Raw genomic sequence first — 15,440 nt, 5'->3', positions numbered from 1 at the left:
AATTGTGGCAGGTGACGCCGACAATCGGGGATCAGGGCGGCGACTCGCCCGGGGACCTGTGACGGGGCGGGACAGTGGTCACCTGGGCGCGACGCCTGTCCCTGAGCATCCGGGAGCCCGGTACCGGTGGCGACGACGCCTGTCCTGTCGTACTGAAGCTGTCGGATTCCCGCTGTGTCGCATGCGGCGCGTGTCGGTTCTCGTCCCATCGGGGCAGGGGAGCCGCTGAGCGGCAGGGGCCGGGTGGCCGGTTTCGATATGGCCCGGTCCAGGACGGTGCCGAGGTACGTGGATTGCCGGCGGCCGTGACGGATGCGGCCTTCGAGGAGGCCGCCCCGGTGCGGAGTTCCCTTCGTGCCGGAGGCATGCGAGGTCCGAAGACGCCGAGGGTCTCCTCCCTACCGGTTCTTCCGCACCCGGGTGGTGTCGGCGTCCAGGAGGGTGCCGTCGGAGTCGGCCACCACGATTTCCGGCACAGGGGTGCCGTGCTGGTCGACAAGGGTGGAGTGAGTCTCGCCGGGGGCGAAGGCATGCCGTTCTCCCCACTGCCGCAGGGTGAGGACGACGGGGAAGAGAGCGCGGCCGGCGTGGGTGAGCACGTATTCCTGGCGGCGGCCCGATGGCATGGTGCGCTGGGCGAGGAGCCCGTGCGCGGTGAGCCTGCGGAGGCGGTCGGTGAGGATGTTGCGGGCGATGCCGGTGCGTCGCTGGAACTCGGTGAACGATCGTGCCCCGTCCATCGCGTCGCGGATGACGAGAAGGCTCCACCTGTCGCCGACGAGGTCGAGCGTGCGGGCGACGGGGCAGTCGGGATCGGTCCAGCCGGGGTCCGGGGCGCGCATGGTGATGCGTGACATGACACCTCCCAATGAGTTGCGGATTGAAACCATCATGCCCTACGGTCAAATCAGTTGCGATCTGCTACTGATTTGACGGGAGTGCCATGGACGTACGGCGGCGGTTACTGCTCGCGGTGGTGTGCGGTGTCGCTGTGGCGGGCATCTATGCCGCGCAGCCGGTTCTGGAGCCGATGGGGCGCGATCTCGGTGTGCCGGCGGAACTCACGGGGTGGATCGTCGCGACCGGCCAGGTCGGCTATCTGGCAGGGCTGGTGCTGCTGGTGCCGCTCGGTGACGTGCTCGACAGGCGCCGACTCATCGCCGTGCATCTGGCGATCACCGCGGCGGGCATGAGCCTGGCGGCCTCGGCGTCAGCCGCATGGGTGGCGTTCGTGGGGCTCGCGGCGGCCGGGGCGTTCGCGGTCGTGGTGCAGACCACGGTGGCCTACGCCGCCTCGGTCTCGCCGCCCGCCGAACGCGGGCGGAACATCGGTGTCGTGACCTCGGGCGTCGTGGTCGGCATCCTGGGCGCGCGGGTCGTCACCGGCACGCTCGCCGCGGTGTGGGGCTGGCGGAGCGCCTATGGCGTACTCGCGGTGCTGTCACTCGGACTCGCGGTCCTCGTCCTCGTGGTACTGCCGTCGGACGAGCGCCCCCACCCGCCTGCGGGGTACAGGCAGGTCGTCGTCTCACTCGGCGGACTGTTCGGACAGCGCCTCTTCCTGACGCGCGGGCTCATCGCGTTCTTCTTGTTCGCATCGTTCGGAACGCTGTGGAGCGGACTGTCCCTGCCGCTGGCGGATCCGCCGTGGCAGCTGAGCGAGAGCCGGATCGGGCTGTTCGGCATCGCCGGACTCGCCGGCGCACTCGGTGCGGCACGCGCGGGACGGTGGGCGGACGCGGGGCGGGCGGTCCCGGTCACCGGTCTCGCGCTCACCCTCCTCATCCTCTCGTGGGCGGCGATCGCGCAGCTGCCACGATCCCTGTGGCTCCTCCTCGTCGGAATCGTGGTTCTCGACTTCGCGGTCCAGGCCGTCCATGTGACCAACCAGCACCTGCTCACCGCCGCGCATCCGGACCGCGTCAGCAGCGTCATCGGCAGCTACATGATCTTCTACTCACTCGGCTCCGCCCTCGGCGCAACCGCGACCACCGCCGTCTTCACCGCCTACGGCTGGGCCGGTTCCGGTCTTCTCGGGGCCGGATTCGCGGCTTGCGCGCTGGCCGTCTGGGCGACCGGCAGCCGGCGACCCCGCGACAGCGCGAACCTCCGATCCGAGGAAGCAGGCACGCACCGGGCACGGGAGGAAAAGCAAGGCACCGACCGAGCCGGACGGGTGAGGGACAACCCCGAAGTTCTTTGAGTGCCCCTGGTCTCTGCAGCCCCAGGGCACTCCGCGAGCCTCAGCTCGAACCGAAGCGGCTCACAAACGGCGGCCCGGGACGGTGACCGTCTTCTCGTCGTCACGTGAACACGCGTATCGGAGCGGACCGACACGACCCGCACCGGAGCGACTCCTCGACCGGCCGCGTCAGCTCTTCGCTGGTGGTTCGCCGCGTCACCGACCACCGCGACTCCCACCCCGGGGCCCGACCGGGCCCGGCCCCGGCCGCCGGCGGCATCGACCGGGGCGAGCAGGTCGGCCCATGAACACCGGTGCGACCACAGCGCGTCAACAGGAGGCGGCAACCTCACCGTCGTACCCGAACGACCCGCTTCCCGTGTCCACATCACCGGGCAACCGCGCCGTCGACGTACGCCGACCCTGACGATCGCAGTCGGTGACAACTGGAGTGGGACACTTCAGGTGGTGACAACCGGAATGCCCGGACGGTGACAGGCGCCGCGCTCAGCTCGCCGACTCACCTTGGCGTCACCTGACGTCGCCCCGTCACAGGAACGCACGGGCGACGTCAGGCGCGACGGCCCCGGGCGGTGGACGAGGCCCCGCCGAACAGCCGGGCGAGCGCCCGGAACGGCAGCGTCACGACGGTGGCGATGGCCCCGCCGATCTGGCGCAGGACGTCTGCGATGGCACGGAACACGTGTTTCCCCTTTCGTCGTTCCGGCCTCCCTGGCCGGAAGTACTGCGTATACCTCGTCAACGCTCCACCATGCATGCCGTCCGGTCATGGCAGAAAAGGTGGGGAGCTCGTCGTTGCGGCCATCACGGGTCCCGCCGAGAATCGACGGCATGGCGCAGCGAACCGTTCTCGTCGTCCTCTTCGACGACGTGCAGAGCCTCGATGTCACCGGCCCTGTGGAGGTCTTCGCGGGCGCCGAGAGGCACACTCCGGGGACGTACCGGCTGTGCACCGCCTCCCTGGACGGCGCTCCCGTACGCACGACCAGCGGGCTGACCGTCGTACCGGACCGGACGCTGGCCGACGCTCCGGAACCGCACACGCTGCTCGTGCCCGGCGGACAGGGCACCCGCCGGCCCGACCCGCGGCTGACCGACTGGCTGCGGCGGCACGGGCCGCGCGCCGAGCGGCTGGTCTCCGTCTGCACGGGAGCGGCCCTGCTCGCCGGGGCCGGGCTCCTGGACGGCCGTCGCGCCACCACGCACTGGGCCTACTGCGACACGCTGGCCCGCGACCACCCGGCCGTCGAGGTCGACCCGGACCCCATCTACGTCCGGGACGGCCGTGTCGCCACCTCCGCCGGGGTCACCTCGGGCATCGACCTCGCGCTCGCCCTGGTCGAGGACGACCTCGGCCGGGAGGTCGCGCTCACGGTGGCCCGGCATCTGGTGGTGTTCCTGCGCCGGCCCGGCAACCAGGCCCAGTTCAGTGCCCAGCTCGCCGCCCAGACCGCGCGGCGCGAACCGCTGCGCGAGGTCCAGCAGTGGGTCACCGAGCACCCCGACGCCGATCTGACCGTCGAGGCGCTCGCCGCCCGCGCGGCCCTCTCACCGCGCCACTTCGCCCGCGCCTTCCACACCGAGACCGGCACGACACCGGGCCGCTACGTCGACCGGGTACGGCTCGAACACGCCCGGCGCCTGCTGGAGGACACCGGTGACGGCGTCGAGGAGATCTCCCGCGCCAGCGGCTACGGCACCCCCGAGGCGATGCGCCGCGCCTTCGTCCGGACCCTCGGGACGTCACCGGCGGAGTACCGCCGCCGCTTCCGGCCCGCCCCCGCACCCGACCGCACCTGAAAGGCCGCCGATGCAGATCGCCATCGTCCTCTTCGACCGCTTCACCGCCCTCGACGCGGTGGGCCCCTACGAGACCCTCGGCCGGCTCCCGGACGCGGAGACCGTCTTCGTCGCCGAACGGACCGGGCCCGTGCGCACCGACACCGGCGTCCTCGCGATCACCGCCGACAAGACCCTGGAAGAGGTACCGCGCCCGGACATCGTCGTCGTCCCCGGCGGCCCCGGTCAGACGCCCCAGATGGAGAACGGCACCCTGCTGGACTGGCTGCGCACCGCCGACGCGTCCAGCACCTGGACGACGTCCGTGTGCACCGGGTCCCTGCTGCTGGCCGCCGCCGGACTCCTGCGGGGGCGCCGGGCCACCTCCCACTGGCTCGCGCTCGACCACCTGAAGCGGTACGGCGCCGAGCCGACCGGGGAGCGGGTGGTGACCGACGGCAAGTACGTCACCGCGGCCGGTGTCTCCTCCGGCATCGACATGGGGCTCACCCTGCTCGGTCGGATCGCCGGCGACGAACACGCCCAGGCGGTCCAGCTGCTCACCGAGTACGACCCGCAGCCGCCCTACGACGCCGGCTCCCCGCAGAAGGCGCCCGCGCACCTCGTCGAGGAGTTCCGGTCGAAGAGCCGCTTCATCCTGACGTAGACACGCTCCAGGTGAAGCGCGGCGGCCGGCGCTCCAGGAACGCGGCGACGCCCTCCGCGGTGTCGCCGCTCTCCTCGGCCCGCTCGCCCCAGTAGGCGTCCCGGTCGGTGCGGCCGTTCGCGAACTCCTTCGCCGCGGCCTGCGTCAGCTGCGACCGGGACGCCAGGATCCGGGTGAACCCGGCCACCCGCTCCTCCAGTTCCCCCTCGGGCAGCACCTCGTCCACCAGACCGGTGCGCAACGCCCGCCCGGCCTCGATCAACTCGCCCGAGAAGAGCAGGTACTTGGCGGTCGCCGGACCCACCAGCGACACCAGCCGCCGGGTCGCGGAGGCCGGGTAGACGATGCCGAGCCTGGCCGGGGTCACCCCGAACCACGCTCCCTCCTCGGCGAACCGCAGATCGCAGGCGGCCGCCAGCTGTGCACCGCCGCCCACACAGTGCCCGCGGACCGCCGCCAGGGTCGGCTTGGGGAAGGCGGCGAGCGCCTCCTCCGCCGCCACGGCCAGCCGCTGCGCCTCGAGCGGCGACCCCCGGAGCGTGGAGATGTCGGCGCCGGCGCAGAACGTCCCGCCCTCACCGGTGAGCACCAGCATCCGTACGTCCGGGTCGGCCGCCAGCGTTTCCAGCAGCGGCGGCAGGGAACCCCACATCGCGGCCGTCATGGCGTTGCGCTTCGCCGGATTGCGGATGACGACCGTGGCGACGTGCTCGGTGACGCCGTGCAGCAACTGGGGCTCCATGCGCCGGATGCTATCCGCCCCGGTCGGCTGGGACTCCGCCGGGCGGGGACTCCACCCGGCGGGGGACGGGCGGACGGCGGGGACTGGAAGAGGGAAACGGGAGCGAGGAGGCAGCCATGGCCAAGTCCGCCAAGCCCCAGGGCGAGACCGCGAAACTGAGCCGCGGCTTCAGCTGGCTCGCCGTGCTCGGCGTGGTCCTGGTCGTCGCGGGCCTGGTCGGCCTGATCTACACCGGTCTCGCCACCCTGACCTCGATGGTGCTGTTCGGCTGGCTGCTGCTGATCGGCGGCCTGGTCGGACTGCTGCACGCCGTCCAGGCCCGGCACACCAACTTCTTCTGGCTCGGCGTGGTCGTCGCGGCCCTGAACATCGCGGCCGGCGTGGTCGTCCTGAAGACACCGGAGGCGGCGGCCGAGGCGCTCACCATGTTCGCCGCGCTGCTGTTCCTCACCGGCGGGGTGTTCCGACTCGTCGGCAGCCTGGTGGTGCGCGGGCCGCAGTTCGGCTGGACGCTGGTGCAGGGCGCCTTCGGACTGCTCCTCGGCATCCTGGTGCTGGCCACCTGGCCCAGCAGCAGCCAGTACGTCATCGGTACGTTCTTCTCCCTCTCCCTGCTCTTCGACGGGCTCGGCCTGATCGCCACCGGCTACGGCGGACGCCGGATCGTCGGCATGGTCTCCGACCGGCTGGCCGCCGAGGAGACCGCGCGGGCCTCGGAGGAGGGGCCGTACGGCGGCGATCACCGGGCCGCCAAACCCGTACAACCCGAATAGTTCGCCGATCCGGCACAGGGTGGACCGAAACGATCCTGCAAGCGACCGGGTCATGCGCAGGCGGTCGGAAACGTTCGATATCCGCTGACTTCTGTTCAGGGCCGAGGTGTGGAGCCGATCGGACCAACACTCGACGTGTGGTGACAATCGAGCGTGAGAACGGCGATCCGCTGCCGTACGAAGGTGTCTGGCGGTTCACCGCCCCGGCCGTCGACGCCTCGGTCCCGCAGGCCCGCCACGCCGTGCGGGACCTGCTGCTGCGCCAGGGGGTACCGGTCGCGGACGACGTCGTTCAGGGACTGCTGCTGATCGTCTCCGAGCTGGTCACCAATGCCGTACGGCACGCGGCGCTGCTGTCCCCGACGCTCGCCGTCGAGGTCGCCGTCGGCGCCGAGTGGGTCCGGGTGTCCGTGGAGGACAACCACCCCTACCGGCCCACCGCCCTGGAGACCGACCACGGCCGCACCGGCGGCCGCGGACTGCTCCTGGTGCGGGAGATCACCCGCGAGGCGGGCGGGGCGTGCGACGTCGAGCACACCGCCACCGGCGGCAAGGTGATCTGGGCCGCCCTGCCGCTCAAGCCCTCGCGGATCGTCTAGGTCACCAGCCCGCCGGCGGCCCGGTCAGTTCGCGGACCGCCGGGCGGGCCGCGTCCAGGACGGTCGGGAACCAGGCCGAGAAGGTGTCCTTCGCGTGCCGCTCCGCCAGCTCCGCCGGGGTCACGAACGCCGTGGACGCCACCTCCTGCGGATCCGGCCGCGGCGGCGACTGCACCATGCCGACGAAGAGGTGGTTGTACTCCTGCTCCACCAGGCCCGAGGCGGGGTCCGGGTGGTTGTAGCGGACCGTGCCGGCCTCGGCGAGCAGCGACGGGGACACGCCCAACTCCTCGAAGGTCCGCCGGGCCGCCGCCGCGAACGGCGCCTCACCGGGGTAGGGGTGACCGCAGCAGGTGTTGGACCACACACCGGGGGAGTGGTACTTGCCCAGCGCCCGCTGCTGCAGCAGCAGCCGTCCCCGCTCGTCGAACAGGAACACCGAGAACGCCCGGTGCAGCCGCCCCGGCGGCTGATGGGCGGCGAGCTTCTCCGCCGTGCCGGTCGTCACGCCGTCCTCGTCGACCAGTTCCAGCAAAATCGGCTCGGCGGCGCCGTTCGACGGGCTGTTCGTCGCGGTGGCAGGTGTGATCGGCATACCCATCCTTCACTCGGTCTTCGCGCCCCAAGTCTGCCGCACGAATCCGGCACTCCCGGCACTCCCTGACGCACCCGCATGTCCCGGGACGCCCCCACGGGGGCGGCGGGCCGTGTTCCCCGGCGCGTCGGCGTGCGGCGGCCCCGTCCTAGTGGCAGAGGCGCGCCTCGTGCTCCGCGTGCCCGCCGGGCTCCAGCTGGAAGGTGCAGTGCTCCACGTCGAAGTGGGCGCCCAGACAGTTCTGCAGCTCGTGCAGCATCTTCTCGTGCCCGATGGCGCTCAGGACGTCGGAGCTGACGACCACGTGCGCGGAGAGCACCGGCATCCCCGAGGTGATCGTCCAGGCGTGCAGGTCGTGCACGTCCTCCACGCCGTCGGTGGCCAGGATGTGCGCCCGTACCTGCCGCATGTCGACGCCCTTGGGTGCGGCCTCCAGCAGCACGTCCAGGGTCTCGCGCAGCAGCTTCCACGTCCGGGGCACGATCATCACCGCGATCACCAGGGAGGCGACCGGGTCGGCGGCCGTCCAGCCGGTGGTCAGGATCACCAGCGCGGCGAGGATCACCGCGAGTGAGCCGAGCGCGTCCGCCGCCACCTCCAGGAAGGCGCCGCGCACGTTCAGGCTCTCCTTCTGCCCGCGCATCAGCAGGGCCAGCGACACCAGGTTGGCGGCCAGGCCGATCACACCGAACAACATCGCCAGGCCGCCGTCGGTGCCGGCCGGGGTGACGAACCGCTCGACCGCCTCGTACAGCACGTAGCCGCCGACGCCGAGCAGCAGCAGACAGTTGGCCAGCGCGGCCAGGATCTCCGCGCGGGCGTAGCCGAAGGTGCGGTGCTCGTTCGCCGGGCGGTTCGCGAAATGGATCGCGAGCAGCGCCATGCCCAGGCCCACGGCGTCCGTCGCCATGTGGGCCGCGTCCGCGACCAGGGCGAGCGAGTCCGCCAGCAGGCCGCCGACGATCTGGATCACCATGACCCCGAGCGTGATCGCCAGCGCCACCCGCAGCCTGCCGCGGTACGCCGCGCTCGCGGTACCGCCGGCGGGCGCGCCGTGCGCATGCCCGTGATCGTGCCCAGCCCCCATCGAAAGGCCCCTTCCCGTGTCCCCGTCCGGATCACAGTGAACTACGGGGAGGGGGTATCCGCAACGCGGCACTGAACACCGTTGTCATCTGCCCTGACCTGCGTAAACGATTCGCAGGTCAGGTGATGGCCGACGTCGTTCGCCGCTCAGCCGCCGTGGTGCAGCCGCCATCCCCGCCATGCCGAGTCGATCATCTCGGGCACCGAGTGCCGGGCGGTCCAGCCGAGCCGCTCGGCCGCGCGGGCGGCCGACGCCACCGCGCGGGGCGCGTCGCCGGGGCGGCGGCCCTCGACGAGCGGGGCCCGCCTGTCGCCGGTGACCTCGCCGATGACCGTGATCAGCTCGCGCACCGAGACGCCCTCGCCGCGGCCGATGTTCACCGTCAGGTCTCCGGTGAGGTTCCCCTCGGACAGCACCCGGGCCGCCGCCAGGTGCGCCTCCGCCAGATCGGCCACGTGGATGTAGTCACGGACGCACGTGCCGTCCGGCGTCGGATAGTCGTCGCCGAAGACGCGCGGGGCCTCGTCGCGGGTGAGCCGGTCGAAGACCATCGGCACGATGTTGAAGACACCGGTGTCGGCCAGCTCCGGCGCCGCCGCCCCCGCCACGTTGAAATAGCGCAGGCACACCGTGTCGATGCCGTGCGCCCGGCCCGCCGCCCGGACCAGCCACTCACCGGCGAGCTTGGTCTCGCCGTAGGGGTTCACCGGGGCGCAGGGCGCGTCCTCCGTGATGAGATCCACACCGGGGTCGCCGTACACGGCCGCGGACGAGGAGAAGACGAAGCGCTCGATCCCGGCGCCGGCGACGGCGTCCAGGAGCGTCGCGAGGCCGCCCACGTTCTCCCGGTAGTACCGGGTCGGCCGCGCCACGGACTCGCCGGCCTGCTTGCGCGCGGCGAGGTGCACCACCCCCGTCACCCCGTGCTCAGCGCACACCCGCTTCAGCAGCTCGCCGTCCAGCGACGAGCCCCTGACCAGCGGGACGTCGGCGGGCAGTCGCGCCGGCACCCCGGCCGAGAGGTCGTCCAGCGCCACGACCCGCTCCCCGGCACCGGTCATGGCCCGCGCCACATGTGCCCCGATGTAACCGGCCCCGCCGGTGATCAGCCATGTCATGGTCGCCCACCCTATGCCGAGCGGACTCGACGGCCCCAGATATGTGGACTCGGACCAAATGCCCGTTCTGGTGCGGCGGTTTGTGGGCCGGGCCCCGCATCACCGATGATGATCGCGGCAGGGGCGCGCGGGCGAACCGTGCCGATCCAATCGCCGAACGGGCGGTGAACGCGGGCTTCCGGACATCCGATAACCTCTGCCGACATGCCGCCCGGGGATCCGAACGGGCGCCTCATCGTGTACATGACCGGCGTCGACGCGTCGGTATCCAGGGAGTGAGATTCGGTTGTCGACCGCCATCCTCACCGGTCAGCCGGTCCCCGGTTCGTCACTCGAGGGCGATCTGCGCTCCCTCGGCTTCGACGTACGGATCGCGTCCGGCACCGCCGAGGCCGAGACCCTGCTCGCCGGGGTGCCCGCCGGGCAGCGGGTCGCCGTGGTCGACGCCCGCTTCGTGGGCCATGTGCACGCACTGCGCCTCGGCCTCACCGACCCCCGCTTCCCGCTCGCCGCCGTCCCCGGCGCCGTCACCGCCCAGCCGGCCGGCCGCCAGGCCCTGAACCGCGCGCTGGCCCGCGAGAACTCCGCGGCCACCGCCGAGCCGGCCGGCGGCACCACCTCGGCCGACAGCCTCGCCGATCGCGTCGTCGCGGCCCTCGGCACCGACGGTGCCGACGTGCACCGCCCCGAGCTCGGCAGCCTCGTCGCCACCGTCCCCGGCGACCCCCAGGCCCGCAACGAGGCCCGGCAGGCCGTCGCCGCCGTCGACGACGAGGCCGTACGCCTGAAGTCGGCCGTCAAGGCCCGCGACGGCTTCTTCACCACCTACTTCATCAGCCCGTACTCGCGCTACATCGCCCGCTGGTGCGCCCGCCGCGGACTGACCCCCAACCAGGTCACCACCGCCTCCCTGCTCACCGCGCTCATAGCCGCCGGCTGCGCCGCCACCGGCACCCGCGGCGGCTTCGTCGCCGCCGGCGTGCTGCTCATCGCCTCCTTCGTGCTGGACTGCACCGACGGCCAGCTCGCCCGCTACTCCCTGCAGTACTCCACCCTCGGCGCCTGGCTCGACGCCACCTTCGACCGCGCCAAGGAGTACGCCTACTACGCGGGCCTCGCCCTCGGAGCCGCCCGCGGCGGTGACGACGTATGGGCCCTCGCGCTCGGCGCGATGGTCCTGCAGACCTGCCGGCACGTGGTCGACTTCTCCTTCAACGAGGCCAACCACGACGCCACCGCCAACACGAGCCCCACCGCCGCCCTCTCCGACAAGCTCGACAGCGTCGGCTGGACGGTCTGGCTGCGCCGCATGATCGTCCTGCCCATCGGTGAACGCTGGGCGATGATCGCCGTTCTCACGGCCGTCACCACCCCCCGGATCACCTTCTACGCCCTGCTCATCGGCTGCGCCTTCGCCGCGACGTACACCACGGCGGGCCGGGTCCTGCGCTCGCTGACCCGCAAGGCCCGCCGGACCGACCGGGCGGCGCAGGCGCTGGCGGACCTCGCCGACTCCGGCCCGCTCGCCCAGGCGCTCACCGGCCCGCTGAAGAACCCCGCGCGGCGCCTGCCCGGCTTCACCGCCCCCGCCGTCGCCCTGCTCGGCGGTCTCGCGGTCGTCGCCACGGCCGTGCTCACCGGCTTCGGCGGGCCCTGGACGACCGTCGCCGCCTGCGGCTACGTCCTGACCTCCGCCCTCGCCGTCGCCCGCCCCCTCAAGGGCGCCCTCGACTGGCTGGTCCCGCCGTTCCTCCGCGCCGCCGAGTACGGCACCGTCCTGGCACTGGCGGCCGACGCGGACGTGAACGGGGCCCTTCCGGCGGCCTACGGGCTGGTGGCCGCGGTCGCCTACCATCACTACGACACGGTCTACCGCATCCGCGGCAACGCGGGCGCGTCCCCGCGCTGGCTGGTGCGGGCGATCGGGGGGCACGAGGGCCGCACGCTCGCGGTCGCCGTCCTGGCGGCGCTGCTCACGGCCTCGCAGTTCACCGTCGCGCTCACGGTCCTCGCCGTGGCCGTGGCCCTGCTGGTGCTCGTCGAGAGCATCCGCTTCTGGGTGTCCGCAGGGGCGCCCGCCGTACACGATGAAGGAGAACCCGCATGATCGGCCTCGTGCTGGCGGCCGGCGCCGGACGGCGTCTGCGCCCCTACACCGACAGCCTTCCCAAGGCGCTGGTGCCGGTGGGGCCCGCGGGCATAGAGGGCGAACCGACGGTTCTGGACCTCACCCTCGCCAACTTCGCCGAGATCGGTCTGACCGAGGTCGGGATCATCGTCGGCTACCGCAAGGAAGCCGTGTACGAGCGCAAGGCGGCCCTGGAGGCGAAGTACGGCCTCGAGCTCACCCTCATCGACAACGACAAGGCCGAGGAGTGGAACAACGCCTACTCCCTGTGGTGCGGCCGTGACGCCCTCCGGGACGGCGTGATCCTCGCCAACGGCGACACCGTGCACCCGGTCTCCGTCGAGAAGACCCTGCTCGCCGCCCGCGGCGAGGGCAGGCGGATCATCCTCGCCCTCGACACGGTCAAGCAGCTCGCCGACGAGGAGATGAAGGTCGTCGTCGACCCCGCCAAGGGCATGACGAAGATCACCAAGCTGATGGATCCCGCTGAGGCCACCGGCGAGTACATCGGCGTCACCCTCATCGAGGGCGACGCCGCCGCCGAACTCGCCGACGCGCTGAAGACCGTCTGGGAGACCGACCCGCAGCAGTTCTACGAGCACGGCTACCAGGAACTGGTGAACCGCGGCTTCCGGATCGACGTGGCGCCGATCGGCGACGTCAAGTGGGTGGAGATCGACAACCACGACGATCTCGCCCGCGGACGGGAGATCGCGTGCCAGTACTGACTCGGCTCATCCCCTCGCCGGTCGTCGTGGACATCCGCCCGGGTGCCCTCGACGACCTGGCCTGCGTCCTCGCCGACGAGCGCATCTCGCAGTCGGGCCGGCTGGCCATCGCCGTCAGCGGCGGCTCGGGCGCCCGGCTGCGCGAGCGGATCGCCCCCTCGCTGCCCGGCGCCAGCTGGTACGAGGTCGGCGGCGGCACCATCGACGACGCGATCCGGCTGGCGGGCGACATAAAGGCCGGCCACTACGACGCGGTCGTCGGCCTCGGCGGCGGGAAGATCATCGACTGCGCCAAGTTCGCGGCGGCGCGCGTCGGCCTGCCCCTGGTCGCCGTCGCCACCAACCTGGCGCACGACGGTCTCTGCTCGCCGGTCGCGACCCTCGACAACGACGCGGGCCGCGGCTCGTACGGCGTACCGAACCCGATCGCGGTCGTCATCGACCTCAACGTCATCCGCGAGGCCCCGGTCCGTTTCGTGCGGTCCGGCATCGGCGACGCCATCTCCAACATCTCCGCGGTCGCCGACTGGGAACTGGCCCACCGCGTCAACGGGGAGAAGATCGACGGCCTGGCCGCCGCCATGGCCCGGCAGGCCGGCGAGGCGGTGCTGCGGCACCCGGGCGGGGTCGGCGACGACGGCTTCCTCCAGGTGCTGGCCGAGGCGCTGGTCCTCACCGGCATCGCCATGTCCGTGTCGGGCGACTCCCGCCCCTCCTCCGGCGCCTGCCACGAGATCAACCACGCCTTCGACCTGCTCTACCCCAAGCGGGCCGCCGCCCACGGCGAGCAGTGCGGACTGGGCGCCGCCTTCGCGATGTACCTGCGCGGCGCCCACGAGGAATCGGCCCACATGGCCGAGGTGCTGCGCCGGCACGGGCTCCCGGTGCTGCCGGAGGAGATCGGGTTCACGCCGGACGAATTCGTCCGGGTCGTCGAGTTCGCCCCGGAGACCCGCCCCGGACGCTTCACCATCCTCGAACATCTCGACCTGAAGACCGAACAGATCAAGGACGTCTACGCCGACTATGTCAAGGCCATCAGTAGCTGAACTCCGTCCGGTCGTGCACCCCGCTGGGGTCAAGGACCGGCGCAGCGGTGAGCACTGGATGGGACGCCTCTACATGCGCGAGGTGTCCCTGCGGGTGGACCGCTACCTGGTGAACACCAGGGTCACCCCCAACCAGCTCACGTACCTGATGACCGTCTTCGGAGTCCTCGCGGCCCCGGCGCTGCTGGTGCCGGGGATCACGGGGGCCGTCCTCGGCGTGGTCATGGTCCAGATGTACCTCCTGCTGGACTGTGTCGACGGCGAGATCGCCCGCTGGAAGAAGCAGTACTCGCTCGGCGGGGTCTACCTCGACCGGGTCGGCGCCTACCTCACCGACGCGGCCGTCCTGGTCGGCCTCGGCCTGCGCGCCGCCGACCCGTGGGGCCCCGGCCGGATCGACTGGCTCTGGGCCTTCCTCGGCACCCTGGCCGCCCTCGGCGCGATCCTGGTCAAGGCCGAGACCGACCTCGTCGGCGTCGCCCGCCACCAGAACGGGCTGCCGCCGGTGAAGGAGGCCGCCTCCGAGATGCGCTCCTCCGGCATGGCGCTGGCCCGCCGGGCCGCCGCCGCGTTCAAGTTCCACCGCCTCATCCTCGGCATCGAGGCGTCCCTGCTGATCCTGGTCCTCGCGATCGCGGACGCGGTCCAGGGCGACCTGTTCTTCACCCGCCTGGGCACCGCCGTCCTCGCCGGTATCGCCCTGCTGCAGACCCTGCTGCACCTGGTGTCCGTCCTCGCCTCCAGCAGGCTGAAGTGAGCGCCGGCATGAAGGTCGGCGCGGTGATCATCACCATGGGCAACCGCCCCGACGAGCTGCGCGCCCTGCTGGACTCGGTCGCGAAGCAGGACGGCGACCCGGTCCAGGTCGTCGTCGTCGGCAACGGCTCGCCCGTCCCGGAGGTCCCCGAGGGCGTACGCACCGTCGAACTGCCGGAGAACCTCGGCATCCCCGGCGGCCGCAACGTCGGCATCGAGGCCTTCGGCCCCGGCGGTACCGACGTCGACATCCTGCTGTTCCTCGACGACGACGGCCTGCTCGCCGGCCACGACACCGCCGAACTCTGCCGCGAGGCCTTCGGGGCCGACCCGGCGCTCGGCATCATCAGCTTCCGCATCGCCGACCCCGAGACCGGGGTCACCCAGCGCCGCCACGTGCCCCGGCTGCGCGCCTCCGACCCGATGCGCTCCTCCCGCGTGACCACCTTCCTCGGCGGCGCCAACGCCGTACGCACCAAGGTCCTCGCCGAGGTCGGCGGGCTGCCGGACGCGTTCTTCTACGCCCACGAGGAGACCGATCTGGCCTGGCGGGCCCTCGACGCCGGCTGGATGATCGACTACCGGTCCGACATGGTGCTGTACCACCCGACCACCGCCCCGTCGCGGCACGCGGTCTACCACCGCATGGTCGCCCGTAACCGGGTCTGGCTGGCCCGCCGCAACCTTCCCGCGTTCCTGGTCCCGGTCTACCTGGGCGTCTGGATGCTCCTCACCCTCCTGCGCCGGCCCTCGCGCCCCGCGCTGAAGGCGTGGTTCGGCGGATTCCGGGAGGGCTGGACCACCCCCTGCGGCCCCCGCCGGCCCATGAAGTGGCGTACGGTGTGGCGGCTGACCCGACTGGGCCGGCCTCCCGTCATCTGACAAGCTCGTATCCGGGAACATCGGGGCCGTACCCAGGCTCCCCGGCTCATGCCAGGCCCTTTGCGGGCCGCGCATCTCGAGGACGAAAGTTTTTCCACCAGTGAGTGAGACCACGCACGACGGCACGGCCGCGGCCACCGCGACCGTGCCGCCCGACGAGGGCCTGACGGCGGACCGGCTCGCCGCCAAGTACGGGCTGTCCGTCAGCGGCGCCCGGCCGTCCCTCAGGGAGTACGTCTGTCAGCTCTGGGACCGGCGGCACTTCATCCTCGCCTTCTCCCGGGCGAAGCTGACCGCGCAGTACAGCCAGGCCAAGCTCGGCCAGCTGTGGCAG

Annotated in this window: 17 protein-coding genes and 1 pseudogene; 12 read left to right on the top strand and 6 right to left on the bottom strand. The window is 72.0% G+C overall.

Annotated features, from left to right (window positions below; all coding sequences use genetic code 11):
* Positions 1-398 precede the first annotated feature (398 nt).
* The gene (locus ACFXAE_RS17910) at positions 399-857 is read right to left on the bottom strand and encodes a winged helix-turn-helix transcriptional regulator (protein ID WP_384715169.1); all 459 of its coding nucleotides are present in this window, start codon (positions 855-857) and stop codon (positions 399-401) included.
* 86 nt (positions 858-943) lie between these two features.
* On the opposite strand from ACFXAE_RS17910, the gene ACFXAE_RS17905 reads away from it, so the two are divergent.
* Positions 944-2,203: an MFS transporter gene (locus ACFXAE_RS17905; RefSeq protein ID WP_384715166.1), complete on the top strand. Its 1,260-nt coding sequence runs from the start codon at positions 944-946 to the stop codon at positions 2,201-2,203.
* 104 nt (positions 2,204-2,307) lie between these two features.
* Positions 2,308-2,490: a hypothetical protein gene (locus ACFXAE_RS17900; protein WP_384715163.1), complete on the top strand. Its 183-nt coding sequence runs from the start codon at positions 2,308-2,310 to the stop codon at positions 2,488-2,490.
* Between the two features lie 263 nt (positions 2,491-2,753).
* Here ACFXAE_RS17900 and ACFXAE_RS17895 read toward each other — a convergent pair whose 3' ends face one another.
* Complete coding sequence (locus ACFXAE_RS17895) at positions 2,754-2,885, bottom strand: LPFR motif small protein (RefSeq protein ID WP_268253499.1); 132 nt, start codon at positions 2,883-2,885, stop codon at positions 2,754-2,756.
* A gap of 149 nt (positions 2,886-3,034) precedes the next feature.
* On the opposite strand from ACFXAE_RS17895, the gene ACFXAE_RS17890 reads away from it, so the two are divergent.
* Positions 3,035-4,003, top strand: a complete 969-nt coding sequence (locus ACFXAE_RS17890) for a GlxA family transcriptional regulator (RefSeq protein ID WP_384715160.1) — start codon at positions 3,035-3,037, stop codon at positions 4,001-4,003.
* Positions 4,004-4,013: 10 nt separating this feature from the next.
* Positions 4,014-4,649 carry a DJ-1/PfpI family protein gene (locus ACFXAE_RS17885; protein WP_384715157.1) on the top strand — a complete coding sequence of 212 codons (636 nt, stop codon included), beginning with the start codon at positions 4,014-4,016 and terminating at the stop codon, positions 4,647-4,649.
* Here ACFXAE_RS17885 and ACFXAE_RS17880 read toward each other — a convergent pair.
* A complete protein-coding gene (locus ACFXAE_RS17880) occupies positions 4,636-5,391 on the bottom strand; it encodes an enoyl-CoA hydratase/isomerase family protein (protein ID WP_384715154.1) in 756 nt (251 codons plus the stop codon). The two genes, ACFXAE_RS17885 and ACFXAE_RS17880, sit on opposite strands and share 14 nt — an antisense overlap.
* A 116-nt stretch (positions 5,392-5,507) precedes the next feature.
* Here ACFXAE_RS17880 and ACFXAE_RS17875 point away from each other — a divergent pair, with 116 nt between their 5' ends.
* Together ACFXAE_RS17875 and ACFXAE_RS17870 are read left to right on the top strand one after the other, a co-directional pair.
* On the top strand, positions 5,508-6,164 hold the full coding sequence (locus ACFXAE_RS17875) for an HdeD family acid-resistance protein (RefSeq protein WP_384715151.1): 657 nt from the start codon (positions 5,508-5,510) through the stop codon (positions 6,162-6,164).
* A gap of 137 nt (positions 6,165-6,301) precedes the next feature.
* Positions 6,302-6,763 carry an ATP-binding protein gene (locus tag ACFXAE_RS17870; RefSeq protein ID WP_384715148.1) on the top strand — a complete coding sequence of 154 codons (462 nt, stop codon included), beginning with the start codon at positions 6,302-6,304 and terminating at the stop codon, positions 6,761-6,763.
* 1 nt (position 6,764) lies between these two features.
* Here the strand turns inward: ACFXAE_RS17870 and idi are convergent, their stop codons facing one another.
* The 3 genes from idi to galE form a co-directional block, all read right to left on the bottom strand.
* Positions 6,765-7,358, bottom strand: a complete 594-nt coding sequence (gene idi / locus ACFXAE_RS17865; protein ID WP_384715145.1) for an isopentenyl-diphosphate Delta-isomerase — start codon at positions 7,356-7,358, stop codon at positions 6,765-6,767.
* 148 nt (positions 7,359-7,506) lie between these two features.
* A complete protein-coding gene (locus tag ACFXAE_RS17860; protein WP_384715142.1) occupies positions 7,507-8,445 on the bottom strand; it encodes a cation diffusion facilitator family transporter in 939 nt (312 codons plus the stop codon).
* Positions 8,446-8,591: 146 nt separating this feature from the next.
* Positions 8,592-9,563, bottom strand: a complete 972-nt coding sequence (gene galE, locus ACFXAE_RS17855) for a UDP-glucose 4-epimerase GalE (RefSeq protein WP_384715139.1) — start codon at positions 9,561-9,563, stop codon at positions 8,592-8,594.
* A 286-nt stretch (positions 9,564-9,849) separates the two neighbouring features.
* On the opposite strand from galE, the gene ACFXAE_RS17850 reads away from it, so the two are divergent.
* The 6 genes and pseudogenes from ACFXAE_RS17850 to ACFXAE_RS17825 form a co-directional block, all read left to right on the top strand.
* Positions 9,850-11,670 carry a DUF5941 domain-containing protein gene (locus tag ACFXAE_RS17850; protein WP_384715136.1) on the top strand — a complete coding sequence of 607 codons (1,821 nt, stop codon included), beginning with the start codon at positions 9,850-9,852 and terminating at the stop codon, positions 11,668-11,670.
* Positions 11,667-12,419, top strand: coding sequence for a sugar phosphate nucleotidyltransferase (locus ACFXAE_RS17845; RefSeq protein ID WP_384715133.1), 753 nt, complete (start codon positions 11,667-11,669; stop codon positions 12,417-12,419). Before ACFXAE_RS17850 ends, ACFXAE_RS17845 begins: the two co-directional genes overlap by 4 nt.
* Positions 12,407-13,468 (top strand): iron-containing alcohol dehydrogenase family protein, encoded by a 1,062-nt coding sequence (locus ACFXAE_RS17840; protein ID WP_384715130.1) that lies wholly within the window; start codon positions 12,407-12,409, stop codon positions 13,466-13,468. Before ACFXAE_RS17845 ends, ACFXAE_RS17840 begins: the two co-directional genes overlap by 13 nt.
* Positions 13,446-14,225, top strand: coding sequence for a CDP-alcohol phosphatidyltransferase family protein (locus tag ACFXAE_RS17835; RefSeq protein WP_384715127.1), 780 nt, complete (start codon positions 13,446-13,448; stop codon positions 14,223-14,225). The genes ACFXAE_RS17840 and ACFXAE_RS17835 overlap by 23 nt, the downstream gene beginning before the upstream one ends.
* 8 nt (positions 14,226-14,233) lie before the next feature.
* Positions 14,234-15,106, top strand: a complete 873-nt coding sequence (locus ACFXAE_RS17830; protein ID WP_384715356.1) for a glycosyltransferase family 2 protein — start codon at positions 14,234-14,236, stop codon at positions 15,104-15,106.
* Positions 15,107-15,206: 100 nt separating this feature from the next.
* A pseudogene (locus ACFXAE_RS17825) lies at positions 15,207-15,440 on the top strand (ABC transporter permease); the annotation flags it as partial.

This window comes from Streptomyces sp. NPDC059454 (genome assembly GCF_042749965.1).
GTDB lineage: Bacteria > Actinomycetota > Actinomycetes > Streptomycetales > Streptomycetaceae > Streptomyces.
This window is presented reverse-complemented; position numbering and strand designations above follow the sequence as displayed.